This window comes from Pseudolabrys sp. (assembly GCF_035943735.1).
Lineage (GTDB): Bacteria > Pseudomonadota > Alphaproteobacteria > Rhizobiales > Xanthobacteraceae > Pseudolabrys.
In genome coordinates, this window is sequence record NZ_DASZBV010000028.1 from 51054 (window position 1) to 72324 (window position 21271).

A 21271-nucleotide genomic window follows, 5' to 3' on the forward strand; every position below is an offset into this window, starting at 1 on the left:
CATCTCAGTACCGTAAAAAATTTACAAATTTGTAGCTCTAACCGCCGATTGCGGCGCGCGGGCCACAGACATTAACGCGTGTCGAGGACAAGAGCCCTAGGCTGTCCCTGTCATTCTGCTTGCAGGCAGATATAGCGGCGGCGGGCACCATGCTGGGGGTTCTCGGTTTCGGATCTGGGCTCGATGCGACCACAGGCCTTGCCGCCGGCGCGGTTCTCGTCGCGGTAAGTGTCTGTGCGGCCGGCATCGCCTCCGCCCGGCGCAGCGGCCGCAAGCTGCTCAAAGAGCACCTGCTGCTCGAAGGCGCCCTGAACAACATGGTGCAGGGCCTTTGCATGTTCGATGCCGACGACCGGCTGGTGATGTGGAACCAGCGCTACGTCGACATGTACAAGTTCGGTCCCGGCACGATCTGGGTCGGCTGCAGCAGCCGCGACCTGCTCAATGCCCGCATCGCCGCGGGAACGTTCCCGCTCGATCCCGACGGCTACATCAAGAAATTGTACGAAGCGCTCGGCGAGGGCCGCAGCTTCATCCTGGAGATCGAGCTCAATGACGGCCGCGTCATGGCCGTCGTCAATCAGCCGATGCCGAACGGCGGCTGGGTCGCCACGCACGAGGACATCACCGAGCGCCGCCGGGCCGGCCGCGAGTTGGAGCACACGCGCAACTTCCTCGACATGATCATCGAGAACGTGCCGTCGCCGATCATCGTCAAGGACGTTCCGGCCTTGCGCTACCGCTTCATCAATCGCGCCGCCGAGAAATATCTGGGCGTAGGCCGCGAGGCGATGTTGGGCAAGAGCCTGGCAGAGGTGATGCCGGACGAGGCGTCGATCTCCGTGATCGATGCCGAGGAACGTAAGCTGATCGCGACCGGCCAGGTCGCCGTGCTCGACGAGCACGTGGTGGTGACGCCCGGCAACGGCAGCCGTATCGTCAATACCGCCCGTCTGCCCGTGATGGGCGAGGACGGCACGCCGAAATATCTCATCACCGTCATCCGCGATCTCACCGAGCGAAAGCGGCACGAGCAGCAGATCGAGCATCTGTCGCATCACGATCTGCTCACCGACCTGCCGAACCGGGCGGCGTTCAACGAACGTCTCGACGAAGGGATCGCGGCCGCCGCCGCGAAGGCCTCAACTTGCGCGCTGCTGATGTTCGACGTCGACGGGTTCAAGACCATCAACGACGTCTACGGCCAGGAAACCGGCGATGCCATCCTGCGTCTGGTCGCCGAGCGCGCGGGCAAGGCTTGCAATGGCGCTTTCCTCGCGCGCGTCGGCGGCGACGAGTTCGCGGTCATCGCGCCGGAGGGACCGCAGCCGCAAGCGGCCATGGCATTCGGCGAACGTATCGTCGCCGCGTTCAACCCCGCGATCGAGGCCAACGGATACACCTTGAAGGCCGGCGTCAGCATCGGCATCGCGATCTATCCGCACGACGGCGGCGACGGCGCCGCGCTGGTGGCGAACGCCGATGTCGCGCTGGAGCACGCGAAGGAGCACGCGCGCGGCTCGATCCGCTTCTTCGAGCCGGAGACCGACCGGCAGTTGCGCGAAGAGCGCGCGCTGCAGCAGGACCTGCGGCTCGCGATCTCTCGCGGCGAGATCGATATTCATTACCAGCCGCAGGCGCGCATGGATGGCAGCATCGTCGGCTTCGAGGCGCTCGCGCGCTGGCATCACCCCGCGCGCGGCATCGTGCCGCCGGGCCGCTTCATCCCCATCGCGGAGGAGAGCGGCGCAATCATCGAGATCGGCGAATGGATCCTGCGCCGCGCTTGCGAAGAGGCGGCCTCGTGGCCGAACGACCTCAGCGTCGCCGTCAATCTCTCGCCGGTGCAGTTCCAGCACGGCGACCTGCCGAAGCTCGTGCACGAAGTGCTGCTGCAGACGGGCCTGCCGGCGGCGCGGCTCGAGCTCGAGATCACGGAGAGCGTGCTGATCGACGATCTCGATCATGCCGTCGGCATCCTGCGCCGCCTGAAGAATCTCGGCGTGCGCATCGCCATGGACGATTTCGGAACCGGCTATTCGTCGCTCTCGTATCTGCAGGCGTTCCCCTTCGACAAGATCAAGATCGACAAGGGCTTCATCAGCAAGGTCGACCGGTGCTCGCAATCGGCGACCATCGTGCGCGCGGTGATCGCGCTCGGCCGCGAATTGTCGCTGCCCGTCCTCGCCGAGGGCGTCGAGACCGAACAGCAGCTTCGCTTCCTCGCCGATGAATCGTGCGACGGCATTCAGGGCTACTATATCGGCCGGCCGATGCCGATCCGCGAATACGGTGACGTCGTCGGCCGCCCGCCGGAGGCGAAGCCGGCGCGCGCCGCCGGCTAGAGCGGCGGAAAGGCCGGCGGTGGAATGCGCCGGCGGCTCGCGTTCTCGTAGGCCGACGCGATTTGCAGCACCACATCCTCCTTGCCCGGCTCGACGCGGAAGACGAGCGAGAACGGCAGTCCCGGCTCGGCGAGTGGCGTGGCCTTGTCGGACGGCGTGTAGTCGTAGCGCCGGCCGTCGGCGCTCAAGGTGAACACCGGATCGTAAGCGGTGCTGACGTAACCGGCCGGGATCAGCACTTCGGTCAGACCGGCGTTCGGCCCGCTCAGCGACTCCAATGTGAGGTTGCTCGGCAGTCCGGGCTGGCCGGCGCCGCCGATCAAGGCCGGCGGGAACGGCGTGTGCAGCCGCACCAACGCGTCGAGCTTGTTTTCGAGAATGACCATCATGTCGGCGCGACGTAACAGCTCGCGCAGCATGATGCGCTCGTTGACGCCCTGCCGTTCGCCCAAAGGATTGCGCGGGTCGGCGATCTCCTCCCAGTTCCTGAAGGCGGCGCGCTGGTCGTCACCCCAGAATTTCGAGCGCGCATTGAGCGCGGTCCAACTGTCGAGACTTTCGCCGAAGCCCTGCGCGCGCCAGTCGGCGGCGCGGCGCACCAGGTATTGCGAGATGTGGAAGCGGAAGGTTGGCGCCAGTTCCTGCTGCTGGATTGTGGCGAGATCGAAATTCGCCGGCGGCTCGATGGTGCCTTCGGCCAGCCCGACGAGATAGTCCATCGGCTGCATCGTGCCGCTGCCGAAGAATTTGCCCGGCTGGAATTCGGTGCGCACGATCGCCGCGGCGAACTCGGCGAACAGAGGCTGCCCGTCCTTGCCGAGGCGGAACAGGATGTCCGGCATGAACACCGGCACGAGCTGCGCCAGCGCGCGCCGGTAATCGACGCGCATGCGCTCGACGTCCGGATCGGGCGTCCACCAGCGATGGCCTGACTCGACTAAAGTCGCGCCGAGATGCGCGCCGAGCATTGTTTTGATTTCCTTCGCCGCGGCCTCGACGATCGGCTGCTCGGTCTTCGATCCCGGTTTATGGACCATCGACTCGCGGATCACGCCGATTCGCATGCCCTTGAGTGATCCGGCGGCGCCCGAGTGCGTCGCGTGACGCGCATAGCCGTCCGGCAGCACCGAAGTGCGCGGCACCGTGGTGTAGATGTCCCGCGGATCGTAGTAGCCGTTGTCGGCGTCCTTCAGCGCATCGAGCACCTTGGCGCAGTCGGCGATGGTGCGGCAATGCACGCCGCTGCGGTCGCAATAGATGTCGGCGCCGATGGCACCGCCGTCGAAGCCGAGCATCGCCTTGTGCGGCAGAATCAGCGCCACGGCGTTGTGGTTCGACGGGCCGCGGCAGGAAGCGCGCGTCTCCTCGCCGAGGCTGGCCATGACGAAGTTGACGCTCACCGACAGCGCCGAGCCCGAGCTCGAGCCGAGCGAGGCCGAGCGCGTGGTGTCGTAGGGGTTCGATGGATTGCCGCCCCACGACGTGCGCTGATAGCCGATGGTCGACGGCAGCATCCGGTCCGGCTTGTGCCGGCCGCCGGGATCGCCGCCGCCGCGGCCGTTGTATTCGGTGCACACCGCCTTGGCGAAGATGATCGCGCCCTTCTTGCGCAACTGATCGACCAGCACGTGGTCGCGCGCGGGCGCATCCATGTCGTAGCGCGCGTCGGCGCCGCCGGTCGAACGCATGTCCTTGGTGTCGAACGAATCCTTGAACGAGAACACGACGCCGTACATCGGCAGCTTCGCGAGATCGGGACTGCGGCCGTATTGCTTGTCGAGCGCGGCGGCCTGCTCGAGCGCGTCCGGCAACTGACGGAAGTATTCGCAGACCGGCGGCGCGCCCTTCGGCAACGGCCCAAGAGAGGGATGGCGGTCGAAGTCGCCCTTACAGGTGACGGAACGCTCGCCGCGGATGTTGAGCGTCGCAAGCGCGTTGACCTGGCCGGCGTTGGGGATGCCGACGATCATGCCGTATTGCTGTGACACCGACGGATCGGACGCGGTCGGCTCCATGCGGCCGAATTCCAGCGGCGCGCCTTTGTAGCGATCGAGGTCGGGTAGGAGGTCGGAGGCCTTCAGCGTCCGCGTCGGAAAGGTGAGCGGCGCCTGGCCGCGGACCGCGCCCGGCGCCTGCGGCACCGCCGCGCCGTCCGCGGTGACCAGCATGCTGGACACGCCGTTGAACGACCGGATACGCGCGAGATAGTGCTCGACCACGCCGACGCAGGTCGTCTCGCCGGAGCGGATCGCATCATGCAGGTCGGCGATCGTCGCCTCTTCGAGGCGGAATTTGCTTTTGGTGACCGCGTCCATGTCCATCTTTCGTTAGTTCAGCCACGACGGCTTCGATCCGCCGCCGGCGGCGAGCGCCAGCACCGCGCCGCGCGCGCCGATGCCCGGGCCCTCGCGCTGGAAGTTGGTGCAGTAGGCGAACGACATGCGGCGGTCGCGGTCGCACCAGGCGAAGGCGCCGCCGGTGCCGGTGTGACCGTAGGAGGCCATGTTCCTGCCCATCGGCACCGTCTCGGTTTCGTTGTGCATGAAGCCGAAGCCCATGCGCAGCGGCCGCCGCGTCATGATGCAGTCGCGCTCCCAGACGAGCCAGCGCGTGCGCTCGACCGCGCCGGGCGAGAGGATGCGCACGCCGTCGATCTCACCGTCGCCGGCGAGCATCGCGTAGACGCGTGCCATCGCCCGCGCATTGCCGTGGCCGCCGAAGGACGGCACCTCGATCTCGCGGATCTCGCGCATGTTCTGGAAGTAGGGCACCTGCGGCGCCGACTTGAAGGCGCGGCCGAGCGGCGTCGAGGCATCGGACGAGATATGGAAGAAGGTGTTCTTCGGATTCTCGTGCATGTCGCTGACGCGCGCGATCTCGTCCGGCGTCAGGCCGATATTGTAGTCGGCGCCGAGCGTGCCGGTGACGTTCTTGCGCAGGAACTGGCCCGGCGTATCGCCGGTGACGCGACGGATCACCTCGCCGAGCAGGTAGCCGATATTGATCGAGTTGTAGGCGCCGAAGGTGCCTGGCACCCAGGCCGGCTCCTGCTGCTCGAGCGCCTTGATGTGCTCGTCCCAGCGGAACCAGGAGCCGGGCGTGGCGCGGTCGCAATAGATGACGCCGCAAGTATGCGAGAGGATGTGCCGGATGAGCACGCCCGCCTTGCCCGCCTGCGCGAACTCCGGCCAGTAATCGGCGACCGGCGCGTCGAAGTCGACCTTGCCGCGGTCGATGAGGATGTGCATCGAGACCGCGCACATGCTCTTCGCCAGCGAGTTCTGGATGACGATGGTGTCCTCGGCCCAAGGCTCCTTGCGCGCGAGATCCTTGTGCCCGCCCCAGAGGTCGACGACCTTCTGCCGGTCTTTGTAAACGCAGACAGCGGCGCCGATCTCGCCGCGGCGCTGGAAGTTGTCGACGAAGGCGTCGCGGACCGCAGCGAATTCCGGGGCGCAGTGACCGTTGATGGGAATGTCCCTGACGATCTCGTCCATCGCAACCTCCCTGTTCGCTACGCCACGGTTTCCACGTCCCATTTCGGTGCGCGTTCCGGCGGGTCGGCGATCCTCACCTGCCGTTTGCGCAAGGCCGACAGGCGGCGCATCTCGTCGTCGCTGAGCGTGAAGCCGAAGATGTCGAGATTTTCGACGATATGCCGTTCCTCGAGCGCGCGCGGTACCGCCGCGACGCCCGGCTGCTGCACCAGCCAGCGCAGGGAAACTTGCGCCGGCGTCTTGTTGTGCGCTTTGGCAATCTCGATCACGACCGGATCGGTCAGCAGTTGTCCGCGCGCGACCGGGCAGTAGGCGGTCAGGATCATGCCGTGCCGCTTCAGCGCCGCCAGCATGCGGTCCTGCGGCAGGTAGGCGTGATACTCGACCTGGTTGGTGACGAGCGGCTCAGGGCAGAGGCTCACCGCCTCGTCGAGCATCGCCAGCGTGAAGTTCGACACCCCGATGTGCCGCGTCATGCCCTGCCGCTTTGCTTTCGCGAGCGCGCCCAAGGTCTCCTTGAACGGCACTTTTGGCTGTGGCCAATGCACCAGCAGCAAGTCGACGTAATCGAGACCGAGCGTCTTCAGGCTGGTTTCGATCGAACGCATGAAGTCGGCTTCGCGCGCGTTCTCTTCCGTCACCTTGGTGGTGACGAACAGTTCGCTGCGCGCGATCTTGCTGGCGCGGATGCCTTCGCCGACGAACTGTTCGGTGCCGTACTTGCGCGCGGTGTCGATGGCGCGATAGCCGGCGGCGATGGCTGCGGCGACGAGTTCGGCCGGCCGCTGCGGCAATTCCATCGTGCCGTAGCCAATGACCGGCATGACTGCACCATGCGCTGAAATCGTGGGCGCTCGCAGTTTTTCCATCGTGAAACCTCGTGGGCAGATCGCCGGACGTTTCGCCGATGATGACCGAATAAGCGGGCTCCGCAAGAGGCGCGCGCAAGCGCGCGATTCTCGCATTGCAGATAATTCGCGATCGACGCGTGTGTTGCGGACAGCAAGGCTTCCACATAAGATCGATAACACCGCGCCATCAGAGTGCGGACCAAGGGACTGAAAACGCCGAAGTGTTATTGGCCGTATCGACGCAACCGCGCTCGGTGTTGCGGCCAAGCGGGGAGGGTTTGTGATGACTCCCGACACATGCGACGTGACTGGCTGGCCTCGGCTGCAATGCAGCCGTAGCGGCCACGGCAGACATTGCCCGCCCAACATCATCGTCACCACGGCGCCAACAGACGGCCTGCTCTCACCGAGACGGGCCGTTTTTGTTTGCGTACGCACTCGTCAGCATGGCCGCAAAGGCCGACAGGGAGGACGTCATGGGTAAGTTCGATATCTCGCGGCGCGCGTTCGTCGAAGGCGGTCTCGGCCTGACGGTGGCGAATTTCGTTCCGGGCACGACGCCGTTCGCGCAAGCCGCGACGATGGAGGAGAACACGATCGCCGCCGCGAAAAAGGTCGGCGCGGCGAACGTCAACGGCATGATCTGGTCGCCTTATTTCGTGCCGATGCAGCCCGTGATCGCCGAGTTCACCAAGGCGACCGGTATCGGCATCGGCGGCGTACAGGACATCTCGATCTTCGACGCACCGCAGCGCGCCATGGCGGAGGCGCTGTCGCGATCGCCGCAGTTTGACTTCATCCACATCGATTCGAACATGATCCCGTCGCTCGCTTCGTCCGGCTATCTCGAGCCGCTCGACGAGTACATCAAGAACTCCGGGTTCCATTTCGACGTCGTGGCCGGATACGACAACTTCATGAAGTACGACGGGCACACCTACGGCGTGCCGACCGACGGCAACGTTCATATCCAGTACACGCGCAAGGATCTGATCGACAATCCGGACAACAAGAAGCGCTTCGCCGACAAGTTCGGCACCGAACTGAAATTGCCGGAGACCTGGGAAGAAAACCTGCGCCTGCAGGAGTTCCTGATGGATCCGTCGAAGGATCTGTACGGCTCGGGCAACCTGCGCAACCGCGCCAACGGCGTGACCTGGTGGTACATGACCTTCTACAGTGCCGGCGGCTTCCCGTTCGACGACGACATGAAGCCGACGCTGAACACGCCGGCCGGCCAGTATGCGGTCGACATCTATCTCCAGGACAAGAAGGTCAACCATCCCGAAGCGGCGAACTGGGGCACGCCGCAGATGATCCCCCGTATCGCGCAGGGGCATGTGGTGAGCTGCCAGTACTGGGACGGCACCTGCAAGACGATCAAGAATCCGAAGCAGTCGAAGACGGTCGGTGAATTCTATTACAGCGTCGTGCCGGGGTCGAAATTCACCGGCAAGATGGTGCATCGGTCGATCTCGTCGCCGCTGGCCGCGATCCTCATCAACAAGTATTCGCCGCGCAAGGCGCAGGCGGCGTATCTCGCGCTGTGGCTGGGCTCGGGCAAGAATTCGATCCCGATCGTGTCCGACCCGGTGAACGCGTTCAACGATGCCTGGTCGAACGCGCACTTCGCGGCGCCGCCGGTGATCGACGCCTATACCCAGGAAGGCATCAACGCGATCAAGAAGAACTTCGAGGTCGTCTGTCCGCCGATCTACCTGACCGGCTTCCTCGAATTCCAGGACGCGCTCGGCAAGAACCTGTCCGAGGCCTATGTCGGTCAGTTGTCCGCCAAGGATGTGCTCAAGAACACCGAGAACGAATGGAACAAGATCATCGGGCGTATCGGGCGCAGCAAATTGAAGAAAGACCTCGCCAGCTACAAGGCCGCGATGCCCAAGCTGGCGGTCCCCACCTGAGGCAAACAGAAACGTCGTCCATCGGGCGATCGGGGCGGGCCGTGTATGGCCCGCCCGGCGCCCACTGGAGATGAGGAATGGCCGTCACGACAATGCCGAGCACTGACGCGCGGGCTGCTGTGGCATCCCGCGCCGTATCGCGCGCCCGTGCGATCAAGCGATTCAAGCTGACGCTGCTCCTGCCGATGGCAGCGCTGTTTCTGTTCGTGCTGACGCCGGTGCTGCTGCTGCAGTTGTATTTCTCGGTCCATCAATGGACCGTCTATCTCAGCTCGTGGTGGGATGCGGACTACGTCGGCCTCGACGTGTTCCGCGACGTGCTGACCGACCCGCGCTTCGGCTGGGCCATCCTGCGCTCGCTCGCTTTCGCCACCGGATCGACGATCGGCTGCTTCGTCTTCGGCTTCCTGCTCGCCTACCTGATGTACAAGCCGTTCCGCGGCCAGGCCTTCTTCTACATCGTCTTCATCCTGCCGATGCTCACCGTGCCGGTGGTCGTCGCCTATACAGCCGAGATGCTGCTCTACCGCAGCGGGCCCATCAACGACCTGATCTCGCATATCCTGCACGTCAATTTCCAGGTGTCCTGGCTGACCGATCCGCATATCGCGTTGCTGACCTGCGCGTTGCTGGAAATCTGGAACTGGACGCCATTCTCTTTCATCATCATGCTCGCGGGTCTGGCGGCGATCCCGAAGGAGCCGATCGAGGCGGCGGAAATTCTCGGCGCCTCGAAGTGGCGCATCTTCTGGGAAGTGCAGGTGCCGCTGCTGCGGCCGGTCATACTGCTGGCGCTGGTGCTGCGTTTCCTCGAGGCGATGGCTGAATTCCCCAAGACCTGGGCGCTGTTCCAGGGCGGGCCGGGCTCCTCGACCGAGACGTTGCCGGTCTACATCTTCATGACCACTTGGCAGTACTTCGAAATCTCCAAGGGCGCGGCCATGTCGTACATCGTCATGGTGCTGATGGTGGTGATCGTGCTGATCGCAATTCATCTGCTGCGCCGTGAGAAGCGCGCGCTCGACCAGATGTACGCGGCCGGCGAGGAGCAGGGGGCGAAGGCGTAATATGGCGATGACCAAGACGCAGCGCCGCCGGGTCACCTCGGCAATCCGCTACGCGGTCCTCATCTTCTGGGGGATCACGGCGGCATTCCCGATCTACTGGATGGTCATCACCTCGTTCAAGCCGGACTATCAGTGGTTTTCGTGGCCGCCGGTCTACTGGCCGAGCCCGCCGACGCTCTCCAACTACATGAACGTCTGGTTCGGCGCGCAGCAATATGCCGGGACGCAATATGCGATCTCGTCGCAGAAGCCGCTGCTGTCGCTGTGGAACTCGACGGTGATCGCCACGACCTCGACCTTCCTGTCGGTCGTGTTCGGCGCGATCCTCGCCTACGGCGTTTCGCGATATCGGATCCTGTCGGAAGCGCGCATGTTTCAGCTTTTGATGTTGCGCATGATCCCGCCGATCGTCGTCGTCGCCCCGCTGTCGCTCTATTATTCGGCGCTCGGGCTGCTCGACACGCGCACCGGGCTTATCCTGGTCTATTTCCTCACCACGCTGCCCTATGCCGTGTGGATGACCAAGAGCTTCATCGACGAGGTGCCGCTCGAGGTCGAGCAGGCAGCGGCGATTCTCGGAGCCTCGCGCTGGCGCACGATCTTCGAGGTGGTGCTGCCGCTGATCCGCTCCGGCTTGGTCGCGACCTTCCTATTCATCCTGATCCTGACCTGGAGCGAATACCTGCTGGCGCTGATCCTTACCAAGACGCAGGTGTCGACGTTGCCGATCGAGCTCTCGAAATACCAGGGTTCGACCGAAGGCCGCGTCTACGGCCGCCAGGCGGCGCTCGCGGTCGGCATCACGATCCCCTTGATGATCGTCGGCCTGATCATCCGCAAGCATCTGGCGCGCGGATTCAGTTTCGGAATGGTACGGAGATAGACGGTGGCGCGTATCGAGCTCGTCAACCTGCACAAGTCGTTCGGCGCGGTGGCCGCCGTCAAGGACCTCACGATGAACATCGAGGACGGCGAGTTCGTCGTCTTCGTCGGCCCCTCCGGCTGCGGCAAGACCACGACCCTGCGCATGATCGCCGGCTTCGAGGATCCAACCTCGGGCGAAATTCGCATCGGTGGCAAGGTGGTGAACGATCTCGAGCCGCGCGACCGCGGGCTCGGCATGGTGTTCCAGAGCCACGCGCTGTTTCCGCACAAGAACGTCGCTCAGAACATCGAGTTCGGCCTGCGCATGAAGAAGGTGCCGCAGGCCGAGCGCGTCAAGCGCGTGCAGGACGTGGCCGAAATGGTGCGCATCACGCATCTGCTCGGCAAGATGCCGGGACAGTGCTCGGGCGGCGAGTCGCAGCGCATCGCGCTGGCGCGCACGCTCGTCACCAACCCGTCGACCTTCCTGCTCGATGAACCGCTGTCGAGCCTCGACGCCAAGTTGCGCCGCGAATTGCGCGCGGAATGCGACCGCCTGCATCAGGCGCTCAACCGCACCTTCATCTACGTCACCCACGATCAGGAAGAGGCGATGACGCTCGCCGACCGCATCGTCGTGATGCGCGCCGGCGAGGTGGAGCAGGTCGGCTCGCCGATGGACATCTATGCCAATCCGGTGAGCTATTTTGTCGCCGACTTCTTCGGCTCGCCGTCGATGAACCTCGTCGCCGGTGAGATCGTGCAGGACGGCGCCGGCGCGCGCTTCCGCTCGGCGAATTTCAACGTGGCGCTGCCCGGCCGTTTCAAGGACGTGAAGCCCGGTGCCGTCACGCTCGGCATCCGCCCAGAGCACGTCGCCGTCGGCGGCAATGGCGGCGCGCCGCAGGCGGCTTCGCTGCCGGTGCGGTTGGTTGAGCCGCTCGGCCGCGACACGCTGCTCTATTTTGACGCCGGCAGCGAGCGGGCCTTCGTCGCTATCAGCGAGGGCCTGGCCATGGCGGAGGTGCAGGTCGGTGCGCCGCTCTCGCTCTGCTTCGATCCGGAGCGGCTGCATCTGTTCGGCGCGGACGGGCGCCGGCTCGGGCCGCAGCACGCCTGATCATCATCCTGAAATGACAGTCAGTACAGGTAGGGGCGAGTGATGGATTATCGCGAGAAGAGCGAAATTCGTGACGGCATGCGCATCGATTGGGACATGCCGATCCCGATGGAGGACGGCATCGTCCTGCGCTGCGACGTCTACCGGCCGGTCGCCGACGGCAAGTACCCGGTCATCATGACCTACGGTCCCTACGGCAAGTGGCTGCACTTCGAGGACCTCTACACCGACCAGTGGCGGCGCATGTGCGCCGACCAGCCGGACGTGCCGACCGGCTCGACTAACAAATATCAGAACTGGGAGGTGGTCGACCCGGAGAAATGGGTGCCGGACGGCTATGTCTGCATTCGCGTCGACTCGCGCGGCGCCGGCCGTTCGCCCGGTGTCATCGACATCTGGTCGCTGCGCGAGGCGCAGGACCTGGCGCAATGCGTCGACTGGGCCGGCGTACAGCCGTGGTCGAACGGCAAGGTCGGCCTCAATGGTATCTCCTATTACGCCGAGAACCAGTGGCAGGCGGCGGCGCTGCAGCCGAAGCACCTCGCCGCGATCTGCACGTGGGAGGGCGCCGCCGACTTCTACCGCGACATGGCGCATCACGGCGGCATCTTCTGCCGCGGCTTCGTGCAGGACTGGTCGCGGGCGCAGGTCTACACCGTGCAGAACGGCCGCGGCACGCGCGGCTTCAAGAGCCGCATGAACGGCGACTGGGTGTCGGGACCCGAGACGCTCACCGAGGAAGAGCTCGGCAGGAACCGCCGCGACTTTTACGAGGACTGCCTCTCGCGCAAGCTCGACACCGACGAGTACTGGCAGTCGCGCATGCCCGACTGGAACAAGGTCAAGGTGCCGCTGCTGTCGACGGCCAACTGGGGCGGGCAGGGGCTGCACCCGCGCGGCAACTTCGAAGGCTTCGTGCGCGCCGCCTCCGACAACAAGTGGCTCGAGGTGCACGGCATCGAGCACTGGACGCATTTCTACACGAATTACGGCGTCGACCTGCAGAAGCGCTTCTTCGGCCATTTCCTCAAAGGCGAGGACACCGGCTGGGGCAAGCAGCCGAAGGTGCAACTGCAGGTGCGTCATCCCGGCGAGAAATTCGTCGAGCGGCACGAGAGCGAATGGCCGCTGGCGCGTACGCAGTGGACCAAGTTCTATATCGAGCCCGGCGGCATGACGATGTCGCAGTCGCCGCAGACGAAGGCCGGCGCGGTCACCTATGCGGGCTTAAGCGACGGCGTCACCTTCCTCACCGGGCCGCTTGAAGCGGACACCGAGATCACTGGGCCGATCGCCGCCAAATTGTGGGTGTCGTCGGCGACCGAAGACGCCGACCTGTTCCTGGTCGTGCGCGTCTTCACGCCCGACCTCAAGGAGGTCACCTTCCAGGGCGCGCTCGATGCGCACACGCCGATTGCGCAGGGCTGGCTACGCTGCTCGCACCGCAAGCTCGATAAGAAGCTGACGCTGCCCTACCGGCCCTATCACACGCACGACGAGGAGCAGAAGCTCAAGCCCGGCGAGGTCTACGAGGTCGACGTCGAGGTCTGGCCGACCTGCATCGCCGTGCCGAAGGGGCACCGGATTGCGCTGTCGGTGCGCGGCAAGGATTACGTCTTCCCGGGTGAGCCGGGCGCCGGCGTCGAGACGCTCGGCAAGGTGTGGACCGGCTGCGGTCCCTTCCTGCACGACGATCCGCGGGACCGGCCGCCGTCCGTCTTCGGCGGCGACGTGATGCTGCACACCGGACCGGATCGGCAGGCCTACCTGCTGCTGCCCGTCATCCCGACCAAATAGCCGCGCGCAAAAGTCATTGGAGCACGACACATGAGTTATCGTGAGGTCAGCGAGATCCGCGACGGCATGCGCATCGATTGGGACATGCCGATCGAGATGGACGACGGGCTCGTCCTGCGCTGCGACATCTTCCGCCCGCTCAAGAAGGGCCGCTATCCGGTGATCCTCAGCCACGGCCCCTACGGCAAGTGGCTGCATTTCGAGGACGGCTACAAGACCGCCTGGAAGCGCATGGAAGAGAAGCAGCCGGATGTGATGGCCGGCTCGAGCAACAAATATCAGAGCTGGGAAGTCTGCGATCCGGAGAAGTGGGTGCCGGACGGCTATGTCGTCGTGCGCGTCGATTCACGAGGCTGCGGCCGTTCGCCCGGTTACGTCGAGCACTGGTCGCCGCGTGAGACCAGGGACTTCGCCAACTGCGTCGAATGGTGCGGCGTGCAGCCGTGGTCGAACGGCAAGGTCGGCCTCTCCGGCATCTCCTATTACGCCATCAACCAGTGGCAGGTGGCGAGCCTGCAGCCGAAGCATCTCGCCGCCATCTGCGTGTGGGAGGGCTTCGCCGATTTCTACCGCGAGCTCAGCCACAATGGCGGCATCTACAACACCTTCGCCCAGAACTGGTACGACATGCAGGTGAAGACCGTGCAGTACGGTCTGGGCCACAAGGGTCATCGCAGCCGCATGAACGGCGACTGGGTGTCGGGACCGGAGACGCTCACCGAAGAGGAGATGGGCGCCAACCGTTACGACATGGGCAAGGTGCTGTTCGGCCATCCGTTCGACGACGACTATTATAAGGCGATGGCGCCCGACTGGTCGAAGGTGAAGGTACCGATGTTGTCGGCGGCGAACTGGGGCGGCCAGCCGCTGCATCCGCGCGGCAACTATGAAGGCTTCTTCCGCGCCGCGTCGAAGCAGAAATGGCTCGAGGTGCACGGCATCGAGCACTGGACGCATTATTATACGGACTACGGCGTCGACCTGCAGAGGCGCTTCTTCGGCTACTTCCTCAAGGGTGAGAAGAACGGCTGGGACAAGCAGCCGAAGGTGCAGCTCAACGTGCGCCACCCCGGCGAGCGCTTCGTCATCCGCCACGAGGACGCCTGGCCGCTGCCGTCGACGCAGTGGACCAAATTTCATCTCACGGCCGACGGCCACCGCCTCGAAACCTCGCCCGACAAGAACGCGAGCAAGGTCACCTTCGACGCCCTGAGCGACGGCGCCACCTTCCTCACCGAACCGCTGGCCGAGGAGACCGAAATCACCGGGCCGGTCGCGGCCAAGCTGCAGGTGTCGTCGTCGACCGAGGACGCCGACCTCTTCCTGGTGCTGCGCGTGTTCTCGCCGGACATGAAGGAGGTCACCTTCCAGGGCGCCCTCGATCCGCACACGCCGATCGGGCAGGGCTGGCTGCGCGCCTCGCATCGCAAGCTCGACAAGAAGCTGACGCTGCCGTTCCGGCCGTATCATACGCACGACGAGAAGCAGCCGCTGAAGGCGGGCGAGGTCTACGAGCTCGATATCGAGATCGTGCCGACCTGCATCGTCGTGCCGAAGGGCTATCGCGTCGCATTGAGCGTGCGCGGCTGCGATTACGTGTATCCGGGCGGCTCGGGCGGCAAGCTGTCGAACATGAAAAACGAGTTCACTGGCAACGGGCCGTTCCTGCACAACGACCCGCGCGACCGGCCGATCTCGATCTACGGCGGCAAGACCACGCTGCATCTCGGCGGCGGCCGCGACAATTTCGTGTTGCTGCCGATCATCCCGCCGCGCAAGGCGGCGCCGGCCAAAGCGAAAGCGGCGAAGCCGGCACGCGGCGCCACGAAAAAGAAGCGGAGATAGAGCTCAGCGCGTCAGGTAACGCTTCTCGAGCATGCAATGCACGCCCTTGGCGCCGTTCACCACCTGCGTAATGCGCAGGTCGGCCGTGAGGCTGGCCAGCGCATAAGCCTGGTAGCGGTCGAGCCCGGTGCGGCTGGCGATGAGGTCGATCATCTGTCGCAGCGCGATCTTGGCGCATTCGTCGAGATCGGGATCGAAGCCCATGGTGATGACGTGCGTCGGCGTCTCGGCGCGCGGCCACTCAAGTCGCAGGTCCTCTCGCACGGTGAGGCGGAACGTACCGATGAGGCCGGTCTCGATCGCGTTGATGCAGACCTCGCCGTCGCCCTGCGCGCCGTGGCCGTCGCCGACCGAGAACCGCGCGCCGTCGTTGAACACCGGCAGGTACAGCGTGGTGCCGGCGACGAGCTCCTTGTTGTCCATGTTGCCGCCGTTGCGACGCGGCGGGGGCGTCGGGATCGTGCCCCAGGCCGGCGGCGGCGCCACCGCCATCACGCCGAAGAAGGGCCGGAGCGGGATCTCCTGGCCCCAGGGCATGCGGCCGACCATGCGCGTCTTATCGAGGGCGAGATGGAGGAGACGGAATTCGGGAAACTCGTCGGGCAGCGCGCCGGCGAGCGGCCGCACGGCGGTATAGGCCCAGTCGTAATGCAGTTCGATCGCCTCGATGTCGACCTGCAGCACGTGCCCGGCCTTTGCGCCGCGCACGGCGACGGGGCCGGTGCACATATGGCCGAAGAAACGCTGCCCGGCGTTGGCGGCGTGGATGGCCGGCAGTGCCGGCGGAATCGTGAAGGGCGGCGGCGGCAGCAGGTCGGGCGTGCCCGACACCGAGGACATCGTCACGCGCGCGCCGCTGTCGACGGTGAGCACCGGCTTGAGCGCCGCGCTGAAATAACCCCAGTGGACGGTGTCCGGGCCGGCCTCGACACGCGGGATGGCAGTGCTCATCGGACACCTCCGGACGCCCCCTGTTGCGCGGCGGGCCGGCGGCTAGACTAGGGCAAAACTTTCAGGGGAGGCCAGAGCGATGCACGTCTTCAGTCTCGAGCGCGAGCAGGAGTGGAATCCGAAGCACCACGTCGAGAAGATCCTCGGCACCGAAGCCGACGGCGACTTCACCGTCGCCTGCTGGGAGCCGGGGCAGGTCAGCCCCAATCACTGCCATCCGCACGCGACCGAGATCTATTTCTGCTTTTCCGGTGGCGGCACTATGCGCACGCCCGACCGCACCGTGCCGGTGACGCCAGGCGCCTTCATCGTGCACCCGCCCGGCGAAGTGCACGAATACGAGAACGGTGCGACGCGCACGCTTCTCTTCCGCGTGCGTTATGGCGACGACATGCTGTCGCGGCACGTCGCCTGGCGCAACAACCCGGGCTGGACGCAGTCGGCCGAGGACGCCGCGTATTACAAGCAGCACCCGGTGGGGTGACCGGCAGCGCAAACACACGTCTGACCGGATGCGGGACGAGGCCGGTCTGGCTGGAAGCTCCGCTCGCCGCGATGCCGCTGCATCGTTAGGCGTAAGCTGTTGCCAATACACATGTTTTATCCGCCTCGTGGAATCTTACGAATGCGAAGTTGGCAGACATAGGGTGGTGGTAATTCCTTAAGCCGGTCGGTTGTATTGTCACGTGCTACGCCTCAGAGACGTGGCCCGAATTAATGCCGATATCGCCCGCCACGAAGCTTCTGGCTAATGCGCCGACCGGTGGGCACTGCCTGTTTTCAATTTGCGAGCGAGATCTTCGATGAAATCTCCGGATCGGACTCTGCCGGCGCTGGTCGTCGATGACTCCCGCACGATGTGCGAGATCATGTCGCGCGTTCTCCGGCAGATCGGTTTTGCCGAGGTCGAGCATGCGACCGAAGCGCTCGATGCCATTTCCAAGCTCAAGTCGAAGCCCTACGGCCTTCTTCTGACCGATCTCGAGATGAATCCGATTTCAGGACCGGATTTAATCAAAATGATCTGGGCCGAAAAAGAAATTGCACGGATGCCCACCATCCTGACCAGTTCGAACCGCTACAGCATCGCCAAAACGGTTTCCGATACCGAAGGCGGAATTGCCGACATCTATATCCTCAAGCCCTTCACGGCCGAGATTCTGGACCGGAAGTTGCACGAGACATTCGGCGAATAGTGGTCGGCAGCCGGGTAGTCGGCAGTGGGTTCGGGCACTGTCGCGGAAATGGTGCTGCCGGAGTGGATTGAACACTCGACCTCCCCCTTACCAAGGGATGGACGAGGCAAATCTATGCAACTGATTCGGCTTTAGTTTTCTGGGTCGGCCCAGGCTGCTCCCCTTGATTTCCCCAGGGCAGGGCCGCGATGGATTGGGCCAAGTGCGCCACGTTTACGTGCGCGTATCGCAGCACCATTCTTTCGCTTTTCCAGCCGCCAAGCTTCATCAAGGATGGCAAATCCCGGTTCGCCGCGTAGTGCCAAGTGGCCCAGGTATGTCTGCAGTCGTGCGGTGAAAAGTCACTAATACCGGCGCGACGGCACGCGCCGTTGAACGCGGTCTTGATCTGTCCTCCGCCGTTGTCCTTGGGCGCGTAAGGCCGACCATCGGGCCTTCTGAACACCGCGCCATCGCGGTGCTTGAGGCCAGTCAGTGCGGCGATTACACGGGGGTGAAGAGGGACGCCTCGCGGCTCGTCATTTTTGGTGTCCAGGAACTGAACTTCAGCCCGGTTCAGGTCGATCTGCCGCCACATGAGGTACAGGGCTTCTGAAGCGCGAGCGCCTGTGTATAGAAGGAAGATCACCAGCGGCTTCAGATGAGCACTACTCGCCTCGATCAACCTATCTGCCTCGGCAGGCGTAAGCCATCGAACGCGCCCACGAGGCTGCTTAGGCCGTTCAATTTGCCGTTGCTCGCAAAGACCGCGCGCCGAAGCGTGCTTCATGACTGCGGAGATGGGCGTATAAACTTGGCGATTGAGCGTTGAATTCGCGCGCGCTGGGTAGATAACCTTTGCGGTCTGGTCGATGACCGTTTGGTCGATCTGCGCCAACGCGAGACTGCCAATTTCATCGAGCAGCGGCTTCAGATACTTACGCTCACCTCCCGCCTCCATGTAAGAGACTGCGGCTTCTAGGAACGTTGCCGTGGTTTTCCGCCCGAAGACGGTCGCCTGGAGGATCTCCCACTCGCGCCTCGCTCGGAATGCTTCCGCGGCTCTTCGGTCAGAAGTGCCTGTGCTTTCGTCCACAGAGACGCCGCGGATGGTACCGCGCATGTACCAATTGGGACTGCCGTGGCGTGCGACGAGTTTGAGGGGCATGGCAAAGCCTCGTAAAGGCGGTGAATATCGGCCTCGGTGAACAGTTTACGACGACCAAGAGTGCGGTAGTAGGGGTATCGCCGAATATGAGTCTGGAGCGTGCGGCGGCTCACGCGAAACCGTTCGGCGACCTCTTCCAGACCATACAATTGGATCGGAGGTTGTTCCTTCATAAGGGGGCGCCTTGGCCTTGCATGGCGGGTCACCACGGCTTACAGGCAGGCGACGCCCTCAGAACTGTCAGGTCATATCAGCTTGTGACAACTTCTGTCATTGAATGCTTTGAGGCCAAGATGCCGCGCGAAGTGATTGAGATCCCGGTACATCGAGGCGGCTTCGCCGAAGCAATCTCCGATATATTCTCATACATCGCCTATCCAGACGCGATGGAAAATTCAGAGCGGCTTCGATTTAGTCGCAGCATGCAAATTGCCTTGGCAGCTTATCGCTCAGAGCTCGATCCAGATTGGGAAGGCAAGCAGACAGTTGATGCATTCTTCGAGTTCATCACTGAAGGGCCCGCGGCGGCCACGTTCAAGAGAGGATTCGCCAAATCCCGGAATCATTTGTTGGTCGGGCGATATTTCCTCAAGCCTCAGCTTCTCGGGTTAGAGACTCCAAACCGCGGCGCGCGTGTGGGCGATTTTGCGGCCACAATTCAGAATTGTGCTTTGAATATGGCGCGGGCAACAAACAAAAGCGACGGTACGGCGAGCACAATTGAGGCTCGTTATTGGAAGCCTGCGAAGCCTATTGTGCATCTCGCATATGCAATGGACGAGAATTTAGCGGAATTCTCGTCTCGGCTGGCTACACTGGCCGAGGACGAAATGCCGGACGGCTTTTTGGCTCTTCTATTGAATAATCAATTAGCGTCCCACGTTATCGCAGCTGCAGAACAGGCTCGCTGCCAGTTTCCGTACATCGGCTATCCGTTCGTCGAGGAGGAAACACTAAAATTCGTGTGCGATGCACCATAACTGAATGCCGAGTTGTCGCAAGCTGCTCCTGACTGACAGGTTCGGCACCTCTGAGACCTGCGATGGAAAAGTCACCTGCCCAATGGTGGGTAGGTGGTTCGCGCGGGGCCGTCACTGCCCGCGCACTCCAGAGCAAATATGAAGTCATCATCTAAATCTGCATCCAAAAAGCGCCGCGCTACAATCCAAAAGACGCAGACGCTAGAAATCAAATACGTTAATCCCAAGGACATCGTAGTTCCTAAAGGGCTTAGGAGGCTGGATGCGAACACCGTAAACGAGCTAAAGGAGTCGATTGCTGAAATTGGACTTCTCTACCCGCTCACGGTGTTTTACAGCGATGCCAAAAATAAATGGGTCCTTGTGGCCGGCCAGCATCGGTTGGCCGCGTTGCGCGAACTGGCTGTTGAGCCTATCCCCGTCGCCGTGGTCAAACGCAATACGAAGCGTAACGAACAGCGTCGGATTACGGAAAACCTTCACCGGAAGGAGCTCGATGGCTTCGAGCGCGACCGGCAGCATACGGAATGGGCATTGTTGAAGGCCGCCGACACCAAGGGCAAGCCGAATGCTCAGCCGCACGACAAGGGGATCAGCAAACTAGCGCGTTTGACCGGCAAGTCCGCAAAGGCCGTTCGTAGCATGATCAAAGCTGATGCGATCACCGAGGATGCGAAGGCCGTTCTTAAGGCAGCCGGTCTCGACACGATCCAGTCGGTCAAACTGGAGGTGGCCAAGCTTGATCCGGAGGATCAGGTGGAGCACGCCAAAAAGATTGTCGCTAGGAGAAAGGCAGGCGCCGAGAAGCCGAAGAAGGCAGCCAAGTCAGCTCAGGCCGCCAAGGTCAGGAATCCCGATGCGGTCACCAGGCCCGACAAGGTGGATCATGGGGGCTGGGATGACGATCCGCAGCCCTACAGCGACCTTCTCAATGGGTGGGAGCTGGCCGATGACCTTCGGGTGGCGTGGGAAGCGGCGACTGCAGAAGACCAGCGAAAGTTCGTTCGCGAGGTGATGTTCAGCGGTGAGTCAGTGGAGCTGTAGATTGATTTCGGCTCACCTAGTTCTCTAGCTGAAGGCTTAAGGGTAGGCATTTTGCCTACCCTTTTTCTTGCCGGGCGCTCCATCGCCGGTGCGACAGTGCCGAGCTCGGCGGTCACCGAAGGTGCACGGGGGTGGCGCGCATCCCGAATGTATCTCTCACCTTCTCATCGGTGGACCGCAGCCACATTTCTCTAGCTTGGCTCAGCGAGCAAATCGGCCGCACTGTATTACACACATTCATACGGCCAATATTGCGAGTTGCAGGCTCAAACTAGTAAGTTAGAGCCTCAAACATCGATTTTGGCCAATCGCTAATTTTTCAGCATGTAAATGGCTTTTATCAGCGAATTAGTGAGATTTTCATATGCGTAAGAAGTCAAGGAGCAGCGCCTTCGATAGCGCGGACAAGTACGATGAGGAATATTTGAAGGCCGTTTATCATTCAGTTGAGCTTCACGAGGGACGCCAGAAGCTGGAGAGGACGGTCCATGATTTTCTCAGCTTCGAGAATAGAGGAGCGTTCAAGCTCACGAATGCCCATTCGAAGCGAGTCTGGCTCCGTCAGTTGTTGCCGTCGTTCATCGAATACAACGAGGCCGGTGTAGGCTGGCGGAAGGCGCTGGACCAAGGTGCGGTGGCCGTCGCCTT

Annotated in this window: 17 protein-coding genes and 1 pseudogene; 12 read left to right on the top strand and 6 right to left on the bottom strand. The window is 63.2% G+C overall.

Going from position 1 to position 21271, the window contains the following annotated elements; genetic code table 11:
- Window positions 1-149: 149 nt before the first annotated feature.
- On the top strand, window positions 150-2345 hold the full coding sequence (locus tag VGV41_RS22875; protein WP_326866565.1) for a putative bifunctional diguanylate cyclase/phosphodiesterase: 2196 nt from the start codon (window positions 150-152) through the stop codon (window positions 2343-2345).
- On the opposite strand, the gene VGV41_RS22880 is transcribed toward VGV41_RS22875, so the two are convergent.
- The 3 genes from VGV41_RS22880 to VGV41_RS22890 are packed head-to-tail and all read right to left on the bottom strand — an operon-like array spanning window position 2342 to window position 6711.
- Window positions 2342-4660, bottom strand: a complete 2319-nt coding sequence (locus tag VGV41_RS22880; RefSeq protein WP_326866566.1) for an amidase family protein — start codon at window positions 4658-4660, stop codon at window positions 2342-2344. The genes VGV41_RS22875 and VGV41_RS22880 overlap by 4 nt on opposite strands.
- A gap of 12 nt (window positions 4661-4672) precedes the next feature.
- Window positions 4673-5842 carry a serine hydrolase domain-containing protein gene (locus VGV41_RS22885; protein WP_326866567.1) on the bottom strand — a complete coding sequence of 390 codons (1170 nt, stop codon included), beginning with the start codon at window positions 5840-5842 and terminating at the stop codon, window positions 4673-4675.
- A gap of 17 nt (window positions 5843-5859) precedes the next feature.
- A complete protein-coding gene (locus tag VGV41_RS22890; protein WP_326866568.1) occupies window positions 5860-6711 on the bottom strand; it encodes an aldo/keto reductase in 852 nt (283 codons plus the stop codon).
- Between the two features lie 458 nt (window positions 6712-7169).
- Between VGV41_RS22890 and VGV41_RS22895 the strand changes: the two genes are divergently transcribed.
- The 6 genes from VGV41_RS22895 to VGV41_RS22920 all read left to right on the top strand — a co-directional run bounded on the left by VGV41_RS22895 (window position 7170) and on the right by VGV41_RS22920 (window position 15305).
- Window positions 7170-8612 (top strand): extracellular solute-binding protein, encoded by a 1443-nt coding sequence (locus VGV41_RS22895; protein WP_326866569.1) that lies wholly within the window; start codon window positions 7170-7172, stop codon window positions 8610-8612.
- Between the two features lie 77 nt (window positions 8613-8689).
- Window positions 8690-9679: a sugar ABC transporter permease gene (locus VGV41_RS22900; protein ID WP_326866570.1), complete on the top strand. Its 990-nt coding sequence runs from the start codon at window positions 8690-8692 to the stop codon at window positions 9677-9679.
- 1 nt (window position 9680) lies between these two features.
- Window positions 9681-10562: a carbohydrate ABC transporter permease gene (locus VGV41_RS22905; protein ID WP_326866571.1), complete on the top strand. Its 882-nt coding sequence runs from the start codon at window positions 9681-9683 to the stop codon at window positions 10560-10562.
- A gap of 3 nt (window positions 10563-10565) precedes the next feature.
- Window positions 10566-11663: an ABC transporter ATP-binding protein gene (locus tag VGV41_RS22910; protein WP_326866572.1), complete on the top strand. Its 1098-nt coding sequence runs from the start codon at window positions 10566-10568 to the stop codon at window positions 11661-11663.
- Window positions 11664-11705: 42 nt separating this feature from the next.
- The gene (locus VGV41_RS22915) at window positions 11706-13460 is read left to right on the top strand and encodes a CocE/NonD family hydrolase (protein WP_326866573.1); all 1755 of its coding nucleotides are present in this window, start codon (window positions 11706-11708) and stop codon (window positions 13458-13460) included.
- 30 nt (window positions 13461-13490) lie between these two features.
- Window positions 13491-15305, top strand: coding sequence for a CocE/NonD family hydrolase (locus VGV41_RS22920; RefSeq protein WP_326866574.1), 1815 nt, complete (start codon window positions 13491-13493; stop codon window positions 15303-15305).
- 3 nt (window positions 15306-15308) lie between these two features.
- On the opposite strand, the gene VGV41_RS22925 is transcribed toward VGV41_RS22920, so the two are convergent.
- Entirely contained in the window at window positions 15309-16256 is a 948-nt protein-coding gene (locus tag VGV41_RS22925; RefSeq protein ID WP_326866575.1) for an acetamidase/formamidase family protein, read from the bottom strand.
- Between the two features lie 79 nt (window positions 16257-16335).
- On the opposite strand from VGV41_RS22925, the gene VGV41_RS22930 reads away from it, so the two are divergent.
- Both VGV41_RS22930 and VGV41_RS22935 read left to right on the top strand, forming a co-directional pair.
- On the top strand, window positions 16336-16740 hold the full coding sequence (locus tag VGV41_RS22930) for a cupin domain-containing protein (protein ID WP_326866576.1): 405 nt from the start codon (window positions 16336-16338) through the stop codon (window positions 16738-16740).
- A gap of 319 nt (window positions 16741-17059) precedes the next feature.
- A complete protein-coding gene (locus VGV41_RS22935) occupies window positions 17060-17452 on the top strand; it encodes a response regulator (protein WP_326866577.1) in 393 nt (130 codons plus the stop codon).
- Between the two features lie 112 nt (window positions 17453-17564).
- Here VGV41_RS22935 and VGV41_RS22940 read toward each other — a convergent pair whose 3' ends face one another.
- On the bottom strand, window positions 17565-18599 hold the full coding sequence (locus VGV41_RS22940; protein ID WP_326866578.1) for a site-specific integrase: 1035 nt from the start codon (window positions 18597-18599) through the stop codon (window positions 17565-17567).
- A gap of 20 nt (window positions 18600-18619) precedes the next feature.
- Window positions 18620-18772 (bottom strand): annotated as a pseudogene (locus tag VGV41_RS23040) (helix-turn-helix domain-containing protein); the annotation flags it as partial.
- A gap of 120 nt (window positions 18773-18892) precedes the next feature.
- On the opposite strand from VGV41_RS23040, the gene VGV41_RS22945 reads away from it, so the two are divergent.
- The 3 genes from VGV41_RS22945 to VGV41_RS22955 all read left to right on the top strand — a co-directional run.
- Window positions 18893-19579, top strand: coding sequence for a hypothetical protein (locus tag VGV41_RS22945; RefSeq protein WP_326866579.1), 687 nt, complete (start codon window positions 18893-18895; stop codon window positions 19577-19579).
- A gap of 138 nt (window positions 19580-19717) precedes the next feature.
- The gene (locus VGV41_RS22950) at window positions 19718-20623 is read left to right on the top strand and encodes a ParB/RepB/Spo0J family partition protein (protein ID WP_326866580.1); all 906 of its coding nucleotides are present in this window, start codon (window positions 19718-19720) and stop codon (window positions 20621-20623) included.
- 364 nt (window positions 20624-20987) lie between these two features.
- A partial coding sequence (locus VGV41_RS22955; protein WP_326866583.1) for a hypothetical protein occupies window positions 20988-21271 on the top strand: 284 nt, incomplete at its 3' end.